Annotated in this window: 17 protein-coding genes; 9 read left to right on the plus strand and 8 right to left on the minus strand. The window is 60.1% G+C overall.

Going from position 1 to position 15,396, the window contains the following annotated elements:
• Positions 1–67 precede the first annotated feature (67 nt).
• Complete coding sequence (locus tag MTP16_RS21245; RefSeq protein ID WP_243513574.1) at positions 68–1,978, plus strand: ABC-F family ATP-binding cassette domain-containing protein; 1,911 nt, start codon at positions 68–70, stop codon at positions 1,976–1,978.
• A 163-nt stretch (positions 1,979–2,141) separates the two neighbouring features.
• On the opposite strand, the gene MTP16_RS21250 is transcribed toward MTP16_RS21245, so the two are convergent.
• The 3 genes from MTP16_RS21250 to MTP16_RS21260 all read right to left on the minus strand — a co-directional run bounded on the left by MTP16_RS21250 (position 2,142) and on the right by MTP16_RS21260 (position 3,773).
• Positions 2,142–2,642: a helix-hairpin-helix domain-containing protein gene (locus MTP16_RS21250; protein WP_243513576.1), complete on the minus strand. Its 501-nt coding sequence runs from the start codon at positions 2,640–2,642 to the stop codon at positions 2,142–2,144.
• A gap of 65 nt (positions 2,643–2,707) precedes the next feature.
• The gene (locus MTP16_RS21255) at positions 2,708–3,043 is read right to left on the minus strand and encodes a hypothetical protein (protein WP_243513581.1); all 336 of its coding nucleotides are present in this window, start codon (positions 3,041–3,043) and stop codon (positions 2,708–2,710) included.
• A gap of 160 nt (positions 3,044–3,203) precedes the next feature.
• Positions 3,204–3,773, minus strand: a complete 570-nt coding sequence (locus MTP16_RS21260; protein WP_243513583.1) for a DUF4256 domain-containing protein — start codon at positions 3,771–3,773, stop codon at positions 3,204–3,206.
• 129 nt (positions 3,774–3,902) lie between these two features.
• On the opposite strand from MTP16_RS21260, the gene MTP16_RS21265 reads away from it, so the two are divergent.
• The 4 genes from MTP16_RS21265 (at position 3,903) to MTP16_RS21280 (ending at position 9,022) form a co-directional block, all read left to right on the plus strand.
• Positions 3,903–4,475 (plus strand): GNAT family N-acetyltransferase, encoded by a 573-nt coding sequence (locus MTP16_RS21265; RefSeq protein ID WP_243513585.1) that lies wholly within the window; start codon positions 3,903–3,905, stop codon positions 4,473–4,475.
• Between the two features lie 53 nt (positions 4,476–4,528).
• The gene (locus MTP16_RS21270) at positions 4,529–5,860 is read left to right on the plus strand and encodes a type IX secretion system plug protein (protein ID WP_243513587.1); all 1,332 of its coding nucleotides are present in this window, start codon (positions 4,529–4,531) and stop codon (positions 5,858–5,860) included.
• Positions 5,861–5,971: 111 nt separating this feature from the next.
• On the plus strand, positions 5,972–7,435 hold the full coding sequence (locus MTP16_RS21275) for a M48 family metalloprotease (RefSeq protein ID WP_243513593.1): 1,464 nt from the start codon (positions 5,972–5,974) through the stop codon (positions 7,433–7,435).
• A 117-nt stretch (positions 7,436–7,552) separates the two neighbouring features.
• Positions 7,553–9,022, plus strand: a complete 1,470-nt coding sequence (locus tag MTP16_RS21280) for a M48 family metalloprotease (RefSeq protein WP_243513595.1) — start codon at positions 7,553–7,555, stop codon at positions 9,020–9,022.
• 2 nt (positions 9,023–9,024) lie between these two features.
• On the opposite strand, the gene MTP16_RS21285 is transcribed toward MTP16_RS21280, so the two are convergent.
• The 3 genes from MTP16_RS21285 to MTP16_RS21295 all read right to left on the minus strand — a co-directional run bounded on the left by MTP16_RS21285 (position 9,025) and on the right by MTP16_RS21295 (position 11,275).
• On the minus strand, positions 9,025–9,492 hold the full coding sequence (locus tag MTP16_RS21285; protein ID WP_243513596.1) for a hypothetical protein: 468 nt from the start codon (positions 9,490–9,492) through the stop codon (positions 9,025–9,027).
• 94 nt (positions 9,493–9,586) lie between these two features.
• Entirely contained in the window at positions 9,587–10,687 is a 1,101-nt protein-coding gene (gene ychF, locus MTP16_RS21290; RefSeq protein WP_208173613.1) for a redox-regulated ATPase YchF, read from the minus strand.
• 219 nt (positions 10,688–10,906) lie between these two features.
• Positions 10,907–11,275 carry a DUF3276 family protein gene (locus MTP16_RS21295; RefSeq protein ID WP_243513598.1) on the minus strand — a complete coding sequence of 123 codons (369 nt, stop codon included), beginning with the start codon at positions 11,273–11,275 and terminating at the stop codon, positions 10,907–10,909.
• A 264-nt stretch (positions 11,276–11,539) separates the two neighbouring features.
• Between MTP16_RS21295 and MTP16_RS21300 the strand changes: the two genes are divergently transcribed.
• From MTP16_RS21300 to MTP16_RS21315, 4 genes are all read left to right on the plus strand, one after another.
• A complete protein-coding gene (locus MTP16_RS21300) occupies positions 11,540–12,457 on the plus strand; it encodes a DUF58 domain-containing protein (protein ID WP_243513599.1) in 918 nt (305 codons plus the stop codon).
• A gap of 108 nt (positions 12,458–12,565) precedes the next feature.
• Positions 12,566–12,775: a hypothetical protein gene (locus MTP16_RS21305; protein ID WP_243513600.1), complete on the plus strand. Its 210-nt coding sequence runs from the start codon at positions 12,566–12,568 to the stop codon at positions 12,773–12,775.
• Positions 12,776–12,896: 121 nt separating this feature from the next.
• Complete coding sequence (locus tag MTP16_RS21310; RefSeq protein WP_243513601.1) at positions 12,897–13,361, plus strand: hypothetical protein; 465 nt, start codon at positions 12,897–12,899, stop codon at positions 13,359–13,361.
• Positions 13,362–13,438: 77 nt separating this feature from the next.
• Positions 13,439–13,612 carry a hypothetical protein gene (locus MTP16_RS21315; protein WP_243513602.1) on the plus strand — a complete coding sequence of 58 codons (174 nt, stop codon included), beginning with the start codon at positions 13,439–13,441 and terminating at the stop codon, positions 13,610–13,612.
• A 148-nt stretch (positions 13,613–13,760) separates the two neighbouring features.
• Here MTP16_RS21315 and MTP16_RS21320 read toward each other — a convergent pair whose 3' ends face one another.
• Positions 13,761–14,522, minus strand: a complete 762-nt coding sequence (locus MTP16_RS21320; protein WP_243513603.1) for an SDR family NAD(P)-dependent oxidoreductase — start codon at positions 14,520–14,522, stop codon at positions 13,761–13,763.
• Positions 14,523–14,612: 90 nt separating this feature from the next.
• Positions 14,613–15,326, minus strand: coding sequence for an SDR family NAD(P)-dependent oxidoreductase (locus MTP16_RS21325; RefSeq protein WP_243513604.1), 714 nt, complete (start codon positions 15,324–15,326; stop codon positions 14,613–14,615).
• Positions 15,327–15,396 lie beyond the last annotated feature (70 nt).

A 15,396-nucleotide genomic window follows, 5' to 3' on the forward strand; every position in this document is an offset into this window, starting at 1 on the left:
ATCGGTGGAACACGGCGGCGTTAACCGCGCCCGGGGCCGTACCTTTGCCCCTGAATACCCCGACTCTATGATTTCTATTTCCGACCTCGACTTCCACTTTGGCTCCCGCACGCTGTACGACAACGCCAGCCTGCACATCAAGCCCAAGGATAAAATCGGCCTCATCGGCCTCAACGGCACCGGCAAATCGACGCTGTTGCGCCTGCTGGTGGGCGAGTACAAGGCCGACGGCGGCTCGATTTCGATGGCCAAGGACGTGAGCTTGGGCTTTCTCAACCAGGATTTGCTGAGCTACGACACGCACGAAAGCATTCTGCACGTGGCCATGCAGGCCTTCGAGGAGGCGCTGGAACTGCAGAAGAAAATTGACGAGGTGCTGCTGCAGTTCGAAACCGACTACTCCGACGACCTGGTGGACAAGCTGGCCACCATGCAGGAGCGGTTTGAGGCGCTGGGCGGCTACACCATGCAGGCCCGCGCCGAAGAAATCCTGGAAGGCCTGGGCTTCAGTACCGAAGACCTGCAGAAGCCGCTGAAAAGCTTTTCGGGCGGCTGGCGCATGCGCGTGATGCTGGCCAAGATTCTGCTCCAGCAACCCTCCCTCCTGCTCCTCGACGAACCCACCAACCACTTGGACCTGCCGAGTATCAAGTGGATTGAGAACTACCTGGCCGACTACGAGGGCGCCGTCATCATCGTGAGCCACGACCGCGCCTTCCTCGACCGTACCACCAACACCACCGTGGAAGTGCTGGGCGGCAAACTAGTGCCCTACGCCGGCAACTACAGCTACTACCTCGAAGAAAAAGAGGAGCGCAACCTCATCCAGAAAGGCGCCTTTGAGAACCAGCAGGCCCAGATTCGACAGGCCGAGCGCTTCATTGAGCGCTTCAAGGCCAAGGCCAGCAAGGCCAAGCAGGCCCAGAGCCGCGTGAAAGCCCTCGACAAGCTGGAGCGCATTGAGGACGTGGCCCAGGACGCGGCCAAAATTAACATGAAGTTCACCTTCAAGGTGGAGCCCGGCCGCCACATCCTCCGCATGGAGCACGTGACGAAGAAATACGACCAGAAGCTCATCTTCCGCGACACCAACGTGCACATCGAGCGCGGCGACAAAATCGCGCTGATTGGCGCCAACGGCAAGGGCAAGTCGACGCTCATGCGCCTGGTGGCCGGCACTGAGGCGCCCACGGCGGGCAAGCACCAGCTGGGCCACAACGTGATTATGTCGTTCTACGCCCAGCACCAGCTCGAAAGCCTGACGCTCGACAATGAGATTTTGCAGGAAATGAGCGAGGCCGGCTCGAAGCGCAACGACATGGAATTGCGCTCGGTGCTGGGCTCGTTCCTTTTCACGGGCGACGAGGTGTTCAAGAAAATCAAGGTGCTGAGCGGCGGCGAGAAAAGCCGCGTGGCCCTGGCCAAAACCCTGATTTCGGAAGCCAACTTCCTGCTGCTCGACGAACCGACCAACCACCTGGACATGGTGTCGGTGAACATCCTCATTCAGGCCCTGGAGCAGTACGAGGGCACATTTATCGTCATCAGCCACGACCGCTACTTCGTGGAGAATGTGGCCACCAAAATCTGGTTTATCGAAGACTACCAGCTGAAAGAATACCCCGGCACTTACGAGGAATACGAGCGGTGGCAGGACGACCGCGAGAAGGCCGCCAAGAAAGCCGGCCTGCCCTCGCCATCGGCCAACAAGCCCCAGCCCAAGGAGGAGAAAAAGGCCGAGGCCATGCCCGCCAAAACGTCGTCGCCCGACCAGAAAAAAGCCCTCAAGGAGCTAGCCGAAGTAGAAGCCAAAATTGATACCTTGGAAAAGGAACTGGCCGGCTACGAAAAGCAGTTGGCCGACCCGAAAATCTACGAAAACGCCGCGCAGCTGAAAGACGCGACGATGAAATTCGAGCAGGTGAAAAAGGAACTGGCGCAGTTGAACGACCGGTGGGAAATGCTGGCGGAAGTGTAAGCCAGTGAAACTTTGAAAAGCAAAAAAGCCTCTCCCGAAGCACCACGCTTCGGGAGAGGCTTTTTTGCTTTACCAAGCAACGGGCCGTGAATTGGCGATAGGCAGGATTTTTAGTACTGACGCTCATGCAAAGCCGTTCAGCTCGCTTATTACCAATACGATGTTAGTGGCTGTCTTTTTTGTCTTTTCGTTGGTATTCTAATGTTTCATACCACGCTTTTTGAGGTCTGCTTTTTGGATACCCCTTCTCAACGCGAAACTTTTTTCGTTCTTCGGTAAAGTCCCACCACGTTTTTTTTGCGTCGCGTGTATTTGCAAAGTTTACCACTAATCTGAACTGGTCCTCAACACAAGGGTCTGTCCAATAACCTCTTTTTATCTCGTATTCGTTCGTCAGGTCAGCACCGTCTTTATCCTTTAGTTCGTTAAGTGAATAGTAACCTAAAAACACAAGGTCTTCAGCAAATTTTATTCCGACTGATGGAATGGTTTGAAATTCTGCCAACGCAAAAATTTCTTTTGCTCGTTCAGGTGTAACATTAAGCAAATCTTCCAATTCGTCAGTTGCAAAACTGATGATATTGGCAATTTTGATTTTGTTTTTCCTCAAATTCGCTTTTTCAATATCTGTCAGCGGAAGTTTTATATTCGCCTTACTTTTCATCTTCGGCAAAGTCAGCAAGTATTTGTTATAGTCGCACAGCAGTTGCGATTGAATTGCTACCGCGCCTATTTCAGATTGGCAACGCCTTTGAAGAACTGGATGCCGCCGAAAATGATGGCGCCCCAGAAGATGAAGCCGATGTCGGCCAGGGTGAGGGCTGTGCCGCCCACGCACCACAGCGCCCCGTAGAGCATGTCCTTCTTGGCTTGTGCGTTTTGGGCTTGCTTAATCTGGCCTTGCAGGTTGCTGACGACGATGCCGGCGCTTTCGGCATCGAGCCCCTGCTCCTGCAGCAGCTGCTCTACTTCGGCGGCGCTTTTGCCGCCGTGCACGAGCTGATTGGCGGCGTAGTCGTATACCTGATTAACGGTTTCCTGGTTGCTGGTTGTAGAAACTTCCATTTGGGTTGTTTTTAAGGGTAGACAAAACCAGCTTTACTGGCAAAATTCGCGAGCAATATACCACTACTGCTGATGGTTACAAGCACGTCAGCAATATCGGACGCGTAAGAGAATCAGCCGCAAGATGACCACCCTTCACCAGGCACTTCGCTTCGCCGCTTCAAACCTTTAGCACGCCCCGAAAGCCCCGCCCGCTGTAGTACGCCTGCGCGCCGTTGTGATACACGAAGACGGTGCCGAAGCGGAAGTCGGCGAAAAGGGCCCCGCCGAGCGTTCGGATATTCGCCGGCGTTTGCAGCCAGCTGGAAGTCTTGGCGTCGAAGCGGCCCAGCTGCTGCAATTCACGGTACTGGGCCTCGGTCAGCAACTCGATGCCCATGTCCGCGGCCAGGTCCAAGGCGCTGGTGGCGGGTCGGTGCTCTTTGCGCGATTTCAGCCCTTCGCGGTCGTAGCAGAGGCTGCGGCGGCCGGCCGGGCTTTCGGCGGTGCAGTCGAAGAACAGGTATTCGCCCGTTTGGGCGTCAAGGCCCACCACGTCGGGCTCGCCGCCGGTGGTTTCCATGTCGTCGAGCGTCCAGAGCTTTGCCGGCTTGGCTTCCAGCCGGGCCTGCACGTCGGGCCAAGCCAAGCCTTGGTGGCGGCCCGGGTGCTTTGCAAAACGCGTTTTTAAGATGTTGATGAGCTCCTCCCGGCGCTCCATGGGCAGTTCCTTGTAGTTCTTTTTTGCCATCGTTATCGGCTATCAGCACGGGTTGTAGCTCCTGGGGCTGCTCGGTTTCAGGCGGCTAAAGTGCCGCCCGCCACGAAAATAGCGCGGTTCTGGCTTGTACCTTGCGTCCCGCCCTCCTTCCCGCCCGTCTTGCTGCCTCCCCCCATGCTCACCTTCGATTTCACTCACTTCCCCACCCTCCGCACCGAGCGCCTAACGCTGCGCCAACTCACCGGCACCGACGCGCCCGCCCTGTTTGCCCTGCGCTCCGACCCGCAGGTGATGCTGTATATTCCCCGACCACTGGCCACGTCGGTAGCCGATTGCGAAGCCCTGATTGACATGATGAACGAAGGCATGAGCCGGCACGAGCTGCTCCACTGGGGCGTGGCCCTGCGTTCGTCGGGCGAGCTCATTGGCACCATCGGCTTCTACCGGCTGCAGCCCGAAAACCACCGGGCCGAAATCGGCTACATGCTGCTGCCCGCCCGGCAGGGCCTGGGCCTGATGCAGGAGGCGGTGGCGGCCGTGCTGAACCATGGCTTCGAGGTGCTGAACCTGCACTCGGTGGAAGGCGTCATCGACCCGCAGAACGTGGCCTCGGCGCGGGTGTTGCAACGGGCGGGCTTTGTGCAGGAAGGGCTTTTTCGGGAAAACGAATACTGGGAAGGCAAATTTCTGGACACCGCTTATTATTCGCTGCTCTGCCCCGCCAGCCGCTGAAAAGGCTCCGGGCGGGACAGACGTAAAACGGCCATTGCCGTACCTTTCGGGCCATGCGTTTCCTTCCCCTCGCCTCCCTCCTGCTAGCCACGGCCTGCGTGCCGCTGGGCACCCCCATCACCGACCCCAACGCCAGCCGCGTCGGCACCCAGAAGCCGCCGGAATACTACGCCGACAAAACCCTGAAGTACCAAGACTACGCCTACTCGCCCGACGTGCGCAGCGTGCAGTGCTACGTGGCCACGGGCCAGCCCAACGAGGTGTTTCAGCCGCCGGTGGTGCCGCTGGGGCAGTCGGGGGCCGTCACGCTGGAGTTTGACGTGCTGGGCGAGCAGAGCCAGCGCTTCACGGCCAAGCTCATTCACTGCGACGTGGACTGGCAGCCGTCCATCCTCACGGACATGCAGTTTCTCAATGAGATAAACGAATTTCTCATCACCGACTACCGGGTGGGCACGGGCACCAAAACGCCGTATTTCCACTACCGGATGCGGGCGCCCCAGGTGAAAATCAGCGGCAACTACCTGCTGGTGGTGCAAAGCCCGGGCGGTGTGCCGGTGGTGTCGCGCCGGCTGCTGGTATACGAAAACCAGGTGAGCGTGGGCCTGAAGCCGGGCATCGTGATAGGCGGCAAGGAGCGGTTCACGATGCAGCAGCTTGACTTTTCGGTGGGCTACGGCGCCGTGGAGCTGGTGAACCCGGCCGTGGAAGTGAAGGTGGTGCTGCGTCAGAACTTCCGCTGGGACAACGCCAAGTACAACCTGCGCCCCACCTTCGTGCGCGACGCCGACCGCCGCCTCGAATACCAATACTTCAACTTCGAAAACGCTTTTCCCGGCCTGAGCGAGTACCGCTTTTTCGATACCCGCTCGGTGCAGAGCGTAGGCATTGGCGTGCTGCACGTTAACCCCCAGGCCCGGCCCGTGACCACGGCCGAGCTGCTGCCCGAAACCTCGCGTGCCCTCACCGCCTACAACCAGTATGTGGACGCCAACGGCCAGCGCGTGTTCGAGAGCCGAGAGTACGGCAACGGCGCCACCAACGCCGACTACTTCGACGTGACCTTTCAATTGAAGGCCGACCAGCCGGCGCCGGGGCCGGTGTACGCCTTCGGGGCGTTCAGCGACTGGCAGCTCCGGGACGAGTATAAGCTGACCTACAACGAAGCCACCCAGCTCTACACCGGTCACGCCCTGCTCAAACAAGGCTACTACAACTACGATTTTGCGGTGGGCGGCGCGCGCGGCGCCAACGAAGCCTATTTCGAAGGCAGCCACTACGAAACCGAAAACCAGTACGACCTGCTGGTGTACTACCGCCCGCCCGGCACCCGCGCCGACCTGCTCATCGGCTACCAGATGGTGGACATGAACAGCCGGCAATAGCCGCCCAACAACCCGGCCGGAGCGGCTGCGTTTGAGCCCGTGACGCCGCTCCGGCCCACCCATGGGTGGAGCCCGGCGGCGCACGACCACCTCACCCACACCCTCCCACCCATGAAACAACTTGTTCTTCCGGCCGTTGGCGCGGCGGCCCTGGCCTTGTTCGGCGGCTGCGCCACCAACCCCGTCACGGGCAAAAAAGAAGTCATGCTGGTGTCTGAAGGCCAGGAGCTGGCCATGGGCCAGCAGTCGGACCCGGCCGTGACGGCCCAGATGGGCTTGTATGATGACAAGAAAATCCAGGCTTTCATCAACGAAAAAGGCAAGAAGATGGGGGCCGTGTCGCACCGCGCCAACGTGGACTTTCAGTTTCGGGTGGTCGATTCGCCCGTCATCAACGCCTTCGCCATTCCGGGCGGCTACGTGTACTTCACGCGCGGCATCATGGCCCATTTCAACAACGAAGCCCAGTTTGCCGGCGTGCTGGGCCACGAAATCGGCCACGTCACGGCCCGCCACTCGGCCAAGCAGCAAACCAATTCCATCCTGGGCCAGGTGGGCCTGATGGGCGCTATGATAGCCTCGCCCCGGCTGGCGCAGTTTGGCGAGCAGGCCATGCAGGGCATGCAGCTGCTGTTCCTGAAATTTGGGCGCGACGACGAGCGCCAGTCCGACGAGCTGGGCGTGCAGTATTCGTCGAAAATTGGCTACGACGCCAGCCAGATGGCCGATTTTTTCCAGACGCTGTCGCGGCAGCAGCAGCTGTCGAAGACCGAGGCCATTCCCGATTTTCTGAGCACGCACCCCAACCCCGAGGACCGGTACAACACCGTGCACCAGCTGGCCGACCAGTGGAAGCAGGCCAACGGCAACCCCAAGCTGGCCGTGAACCGCGACCAGTACCTGCGCCTCATCGACGGCCTGGTGTACGGCGACGACCCCAAGCAGGGCTTCGTGGAAAACAGCGTGTTTTACCACCCCGAGCTGAAGTTTCGCTTTCCCATTCCGGCGGGCTGGAAGTCGCAGAACTCGCCTTCCCAGTTCCAAATGGCCGACCCTGCCGGCAAGGGCCTGCTCATCTTGCTGCCCGCCCCCGGCACCACCCCGGAGGAAGCCGCCCAGGCCGTGGCCAAGCAAATGAGCCTGCAAGCCACCGAAGCCCCGCGCCGCACCACCATCAACGGCTTCCCGGCCCTGGTGTTTGTGGCCGACCAGGTGCAGCAGGACCAGCAAACCGGCCAGCAGGTGGCCGGCGTGCGGGTCTTGGGCCACATCATTCAGGACGGCAAAAGCCTGTATGCCTTGCTGGGCGTATCGGCGCCAGCCGACTTTCCCACCTACGCGGCCCAGTTCAGCAGCGTGGCCGAAGGCTTCCAGCGCCTCACCGAGCCCGACAAGCTCAACCGCCAGCCCGAGCGCATCCGCATCGTGAAACTCAAGCTGCGCAGCAACCTGCAGCAGGCCTTCGCCGCCAACGGCGTGCCCGAAAAACGCTACGAAGAGTTGGCCATCCTCAACGGCATGCCGCTCAACGAGCAGGTCAATGCCGGGTCCCTCATCAAGATAGTCGGCAAATAAGTGGCACTACTTTGGATTAAGCGGCCGTAAGCAGCCCGCGTAACTCTGTTTCGGGGGCTGCGTTTGCAAGCTCGGCCGCCACCCAACTGGCGACCCCATTTTTTACTTTTTATTCCCATGGCTATTCATACTTCCCGAGGGCTGCGCACGGGTGCCGCCCTTCTGCTCCTGCTTCCCCTGGCCAGCATTTCCAGTGTCCGCAACTGGGCCGAGAGCTTTCCGGCCGCTACCGCTACGCCCACGGCTCCCGCCGCCCGCCCCCTACAGGGCGCCAAGCCCGACCCGGCCGTTATTGCCCAGTTTGGCTTGTATAATAACGCCAAGCTGCAAAGCCTCATCACGGCCAAGGGCAAGCAGATGACGGCCATCTCGGACCGCCCCGGCGACTACGGTTTCACGGTGGTCGATTCGCCCATCATCAACGCCTTTGCTACGCCCGACGGCCACGTGTATTTCACGCGCGGCATCATGGCCCACTTCAACAACGAAGCCCAGTTTGCTGGCGTGCTGGGCCATGAGTTGGGCCACATCACGGCGCAGCACGGCAAAAAGCAGAGCCGCAACAACACCGTCGCCGGCATCGGCATGCTGCTCGGCTCCATCATCGCGCCGCGCGTGATGCAGTCGGTGGGCGGCATTGTGCAGCAGGGCGTGGGCTTGTGGATGTTGAAATACAGCCGCGGCGACGAGAACGAGGCCGACCAATTGGGGGTGAAATACTCCACCAAAATCGGCTACGACGCCAGCTACATGGCCGATTTCTTCCAGACGCTGCAGCGCACCGAGGCCCAGAGCGGCAGCAGCATCCCCACCTTCCTCAGCAGCCACCCCAACTCGGCTGACCGCTACACCCGCGTGAAGCAGCTGGCCGCCCAGGCCAAGCAAAGCGCCGGCCGCAGCACCTTCGCCGTGAACCGCGACCAGTACCTGCGCTCCATCGAGGGCCTGACCTTCGGCGAAGACCCACGCCAGGGCTTTGTGGAGAGCGGCGTGTTCTACCACCCCGATTTGAAGTTCCGTTTCCCCATCCCCTCGGGCTGGAAGTCGAATAACTCGCCCGAAACGTTCCAGATGCAGGAGCCTAACGGCAAGGCGATGCTGGTGTTCCTCGGCGCCTCGGGCAACTCGCTCGATGCCGCCGCCCAAAGCCTGGCCAAATCCATCGGCGTGGCCAACGCCCAAGCCCAGAAAACGACCATCAACGGCTTCCCGGCCCTCGTATTTGAAGGCGACCAGCAGGCGCAGGACCAACAGAGCACGCCGGCCCACGTGCTGGCCCAGCTCATCCAGGACGGCAACAGCATCTACGCCTTCGTGGGCCTGGCCGCGTCGGGCTCGTTCGGCACCTACGCGCCGCAGTTTCAGCGCGCCGCCCAGGGCTACGCCCGCCTCACCGAAGCCGATAAGCTGAATCGCCAGCCCGAGCACATCCACATCCGCACCGCCACCGGCACCCAAACGCTGGCTTCGGCCTTGGCCTCGGCTGGCGTGCCGAGCAAGCGTTACGAAGAAATGGCCATTCTCAACGGCATGAAAACGACGGATAAGCTGCCAAAGGGCATGTTGTATAAGGTGGTGGGCCGCTGATTCTAGGGATGGGCAAATATGAATTGCTTCACGCTTAGCGTGATGTTCCTTGGGCTAGTTTGAAGCCTTCGTGACAACAAAATGCCTCCCAGTCGGCTGCTGTCCTCTTGAATCCTTTCCATATCTCCCTCCTCACGGTATGCAATTTCTACCGCACTGACGTACCAAAGTTTATCGCTCTGCGTGGAGTCTGCAAAAACTTGCTTTTGCGTCATAGGCCAACTATTAGCCATGATATTAAAATCCAGCTTGTGTTGTCGCATGTTGATGGCCAAGTCAGGGTGAATGCTTTTCAGATTATCAATCAGGGTTAAAGTGTCATTGATTGGACAAGGAATGAAATAATCGAAGCTGGTATGATTTCTTGAGCCGTCAACAACCAAAATTCCCGTCTTTGTAATCCTACCACTCTTGGAAGTGCAGCCAATCGCGAGAGCGAGAAGTAAGAATAAAGCCTGCTTCATTTTCATGAAGGCAAGGTATTAAACCAAAAGTGCCCCGACCTTACCTGGTCGGGGCACTTTTGGTTTCCAAGCATCATGAACTGAGAAAAACAGCCGTCAATTACACGTTAAACCGGAAGTGCATGATGTCGCCGTCTTGCACCACGTAGTCTTTGCCTTCCACGGCCATTTTGCCGGCTTCTTTGATTTTTACCTCGGTCTTATATTCCTGGTAATCGGGCAGCTTGATGACCTCGGCGCGGATGAAGCCCTTCTCGAAATCGGAGTGGATGACGCCGGCCGCGGCGGGTGCTTTGTCGCCGCGATGGATGGTCCAGGCGCGTACTTCCTGCACGCCGGCGGTGAAGTAGGTAATCAGGTTCAGCAGCTCGTAGCTGGCCCGGATGAGCTTGTTCAGGCCCGACTCGGTGAGGCCGTATTCGCCCAGGAACATGGCTTTTTCCTCGGGGTCTTCCATCTCGGCAATCTGCGCTTCGATGGCGGCCGACACCAGTACCACCTGGGCGCCTTCGGCTTTCACGTGCTCGCGCAGGGCCGTCACGTGGTTGTTGCCGTTGCTGGCAATGCTGGCCTCGTCCACGTTGGCCACGTAAATCACGGGCTTGATGGTGAGCAGTTGCAGGTCGGCAATGGCTTCGAGGTCGTCGGCCGAGGCGTCCACGGCGCGGGCGTTCTGGCCGGCTTCGAGGGCAGCTTTGAATTTCTGCAGCGACACCACTTCCTTCTTGGCCACGGCGTCGCCGGCCTTGGCGCTGCGCTCCGATTTCTGCAGCTTCTTCTCGACGCTTTCCAGGTCCTTGAGCTGCAGCTCGGTATCAATAACGTCTTTGTCGAACACGGGGTCGACGCCGCCGGCCACGTGCACGATGTTGGGGTCGTCGAAGCAGCGCACCACGTGAATGATGGCGTCCACCTCGCGGATGTTGGCCAGGAATTTATTGCCCAGGCCCTCGCCCTTGCTGGCGCCCTTCACGAGGCCGGCGATGTCGACAAACTCGATGATGGTGGGCAGCACGCGCTTGGGGTTCACCAGCGCTTCCAGGATTTGCAGGCGCTCATCGGGCACGGTGATGACGCCCACGTTGGGCTCGATGGTGCAGAACGGGTAGTTGGCCGATTCGGCCTTGGCGTTCGAGAGTGCGTTGAAAAGGGTGGATTTACCGACGTTCGGCAAGCCGACGATACCGCAGCGGAGGCCCATTTATGTAGGGTTGAGTGTTGAATGTTGAGTGTTGAATTGCGGGCAATTCGGCCGCAAAGGTACGGCTTGCGGCAATGGCATCAGGCAAAAAAAGAACGTCATGCTGAGCGAAGTCGAAGCATCTCTACCGCAGCAGCAATCAAATTACTTGCGCGGTAGAGACGCTTCGACTTCGCTCAGCATGACGTTTTTGCAGCGCCGTTGGCCCAAGAAGACGCCTTAGTAGCTGTCGTCGCTGCGGTTGGGGTCGAAGGCGGGGCGTTCGGTTTCGCGGCGGGGCTGGTCCCGGTCGTCGTACTCGCGGGGGCGGTCGAGTTCGGCCACCTCCTCGGGGCTCAGCAGCTCTTCGCGCACGTAGTCCACGGCGTCCTGCAGGGCATCCACAAATTTCATGAAATCCTCCTTATAGAGGAAAATCTTGTGCTTTTCGTACGAAACGGAGTCGTCGCCGTTCTGGCGGCGCTTGCTTTCGGTGATGGTCAGGTAGTAATCCTGGCCGCGGGTGGCTTTCACGTCGAAGAAATACGTGCGCTTGCCGGCCTTAATGCGTTGGGAATAAATCTCTTCCTGGTCGTGACGGTCGTCCACTGGAATTGGGTGGGGTATGAGTGGGAAATAAAATCGGTCGGTTGGTTGGAAAGGCTAACTTACGAAATGTGCGGTAAAGATAAACGCCGGGCGCGGGGCCGGTGTTGGGGTCGGGAACGAAGAAGAAAACAGTCATGCTGAGCGCAGCCGAAGCATCTCTACTGCGCAACGTAATTCAATCAACAGGATTACTTGCGCGGTAGAGATGCTTCGGCTGCGCTCAGCATGACGTTCTTTACAATAGAAAAAACACTCGCCCACCCCATGCCCCTCGACCTCGCTTCCATCCGTTCCTTCGAGAACCTTGAGTTTCTGGCCCGCCAGCTGGTAGACGGGTTCATCACCGGCCTGCACCAGTCGCCCTACCACGGCTTTTCGGTGGAATTTTCGGAGCACCGCCTCTACAACCCCGGCGAGAGCACCCGGCACATCGACTGGAAGGTATTTGCCCGCACCGACAAGCTGTTCGTGAAGCGTTATGAAGAGGAAACCAACCTGCGCGCCCACCTGCTGCTCGACGTGAGCCCCAGCATGTACTACCCCGCGCCGGGTCACGACAAGCTCAAATTCAGCATTTTGGCTTCGGCGGCGCTCACCACGCTGCTCACCCGCCAGCGCGACGCCGTGGGCCTCGTCACCTTCGCCGATACCATTGAGCTGCAAACCCCGGTGCGCTCCACCAGCACCCACCGCCACACCCTGCTGCTGGCCCTGCAGCAGCTGCTGGAACGCCCGCCCGCGCCCAAATCGGGCCGGGGCACCGACGTGGCTGGCACCATCCACGCCATTGCCCAGCAGATTCCCAAACGCTCGCTCGTCATCGTGTTCAGCGACATGCTGGGGCGCGGCGCGGCCGAGCAGGAGGCGGCCCTGGCGGCGCTGCAGCACCTCAAGCACCAGCACCACGAGGTGCTGTTATTCCACATCCTCGACCGCACCACCGAGGCCAACTTCGATTTTGCCGAGCGGCCCTACATCTTCGAAGACGTGGAAACCGGCCTCGAAATCAAGCTGCAGCCTTCGCAAATCAAAGAGCAATATCAAGCGGCCATGACGGCTTACGAGCAGGAACTGGCCCAGCGCTGCGGCCAATTGCGCATCGACTTCGTGCCCGTGGACGTGCGCGAGCCGTTCGAGAAAGTGCTGTATGCCTACCTGGTGAAGCGCGGCAAGGTGCGCTAAAAGAACGAGTACCCCGAAGCTCTGCTTCGGCTCGCGTCTGAGTCGTTCAACGACCGAAGCGGGGCTTCGGGGTACTCGGCCCATTTTTCATTCATTTCCTCTTTTCCCGTGTTCGTTCTCCGCCTCGTTCTCATTTTCACGGTTTCGCTGCTGGTGTTTGCGCCCATCACCGGCTACATCGCCTATAATTACGGGCGCTCGTTCTGGCGGTGGTTTGCATTTGGGATGGTAGTGCCGTTTTTCTCCGTATTTGTAGCGCTGTTTGTAGCCATGCGCCAGCGGGCAGCCGAAGAGAAAGCGGAAGGCCGGCGGCGATAGGAGGCGCGAGGGGGGGTTGAAATCCAGAAGGCGCGGAAACGCCCCGGAAGCCAACTGCCCGCCGCTTGTTTTACTTTCGCGGCGGCGCCGTTGCCGTTTTGCTTACCCTCTTCCCCTTTTTATGTACCAAACGCTGCTCGTTCTTCACTCTTGGTCCCGCTGGTTTGTGGTCATTTTTGGCCTCATTGCCGTGTTTCGCGCCTACACAGGCTACTCCGGCCGCCGGCCCTTCGTGAGCGCCGACAACGGGATGAGCGCCGCCTTTTCGGGCTTTATGTGGCTGCAGGTGCTCATCGGCTTCGGGTTGTATTTCGGCCTCAGCCCCTGGGGACTGAACGCCATGAAGCAGGCCGGCGCCATGCAGGACCCCACCAAGCGCTTCTTCGGCATGGAGCACGTGGCCGTGATGATACTGGCCGCCATTGTGGCCCAGGTGGGCCGCATTGCCGTGAAGAAAACCGCCGACAGCACCCAGAAGCACCGCAAGGCGCTGCTGTATTTCGGCGTGGCGCTGCTGCTTGTGCTGCTCATGATTCCGTGGGGCATCTGGAATCCGGCGCGGCCGTTGTTTCGTTTCGGGTTTTAAGTCTTAAGTTTGAACTGCTGCGTAGTTCGCGCAGCCCCACTTGCTATTTTGCCCGGTTCCTTTTTTCTAGCCTGCCCGTGCCTGCCGCGCCAAAACGAGCCTATTCCGTAGAGGACTTTTCCGACCTCATAAACACGCGCCTGCAAAAGCTGGAAAGCAAGCGCGAGGCCCAGCAGCGCTACGGCAGCCTGCTGGCCGTGCTGCGCCAGCAGGTGGACTCCTACCGCCTGCGCAAAGGGCCGGGCAAGTAGCCGGCCTTCATTGAATCGACACAAAAAAACCTGCCTGCATTGCTGCAGGCAGGTTTTTTTGTGTCGGGATTGCTGCAATTTAAGCGGCACCAGTAACCGCCTGCTCCGGTCCGACCTCCTAGGGCGGTCGGACCGGAGCAGGCGGTGCCTAAATGCCCTGGCCGCCCGATACCTCGATGCGCTGGGCATTGACCCAGCCGGCCTCCGGGGTGCAGAGGAAGGCCACCACCGGGCCAATGTCGGTGGGCAGGCCCACGCGCCCCAGGGCGGTGAGGCTGGCGATGTGGGCGTTGACGTCCTTATTGTCGCGGGTGCGGCCGCCGCCAAAATCGGTTTCGACTGCGCCGGGGGCTACTACATTGACGCGGATGCGGCGCGGGCCCAGGGCCTTGGCCAGGTAGCGGGTCAGGATTTCTACGCCCCCCTTCATGCTGGCGTAGGCCGACGACAAGTCGTTGGTCATTTTGGTGAGGCCCGACGAGATGTTGACGATGCCGCCGCCGTCGTTGAGCAGCGGCAGGGCCTGCTGCGTCAGGAAATAGGGCCCTTTAAAGTGAATGTTCAGCATGTCGTCGAACTGCTGCACCGAGGTGCTGGCAAAGGGCGCGTAGAGGCCCGTGCCGGCGTTGTTGATGAGGAAATCAAACTTTTCAGCGTTGAACGTGTCGCGCAGGGCGGCCTGCACCTGCTCAAAAAAGCGGGCGAAGCTGCTCACGTCCGACGCATCGAGCTGCAGGGCCACTGCCTTGCGGCCCTGGGCCGTGACTTCGGCCACCACAGCCTCGGCTTCGGCCTGCTGGGTGTGGTAAGTGAGGATGACGTCGAGGCCCTTTTGGGCCAGGTTCAGGGCCATGTCTTTGCCCAGGCCGCGGCTGCCGCCGGTGACGAGGGCGATTTTAGAATTGCTCATCGGGTGTGTTGATTGGGGTGAATGATGAGGCAAAGGTCCGGGGCCGCCGGGCGGTGGTTATGGTGAGTAGTTAAGTTTTAATGGGTGGCCCTACCAGGGCAGCACGCCATCGGTGGCCGACGACATCGTGCCGGTGGGGCCGTCGGCCGGCAGCAGGGCCAGGCGGATGGCCTCGGCGGCGCCCTGCGCGGGGGTGTCGGCGCCGGCAAAGCCATTGAGGTCGGTGGCGGTGTAGCCGGGGGCGGCCGAATTCACTTTGATGGCCGTGTCGCGCAGCTCGTAGGCCAGCTGCACGGTGAGCATGTTCAGCGCCGCTTTCGAAGCCGAGTAGCCCAGCAGGGCCCAGTCGTGCTGCCCCACGATGGTGAGCGAACCCAGCGGACTCGACACGTTGACGATGCGCCCCGCCGCGGCCTGCTTCACCAGTGGCAAAAATGCCTGGGTGGCGGCCAGTGTGCCGATGAAATTGGTTTGGAGCGCTTGCTCCACGCTGCGCACGTCGGCCGCACCGGGCGAGCCGTCGCCGGGCACGTTGATGCCCGCGTTGTTGACCAGGATGTCGAGGTGGCCTTCTTCGCGCTGCAGCTGGGCGGCGGCCGCGTCGAGCGTGGCCTGGTTGGCTAGGTCCACTTCGAGGAAGCGGACGTCGCCTTCGGCGGCTAGTTCTGCGGCGGCTTGCTGGCCCCTGGCCGCCTGGCGGGCGCCCAGGTATACCCGGCAGCCGGCTTGCAGCAGGCCCCGCACGATTTCGAAGCCGATGCCTTTGTTGCCGCCGGTGACCAGCGCGATTTTCTTGTTTGCCATGTTTCCTGTGGGTTTGAATAAGTACCCCACAAAGGTCCGGCGGCTTAATAGCAGGCAAACTTCGCCAATC

Source organism: Hymenobacter monticola (genome assembly GCF_022811645.1).
Classification (GTDB): domain Bacteria; phylum Bacteroidota; class Bacteroidia; order Cytophagales; family Hymenobacteraceae; genus Hymenobacter; species Hymenobacter monticola.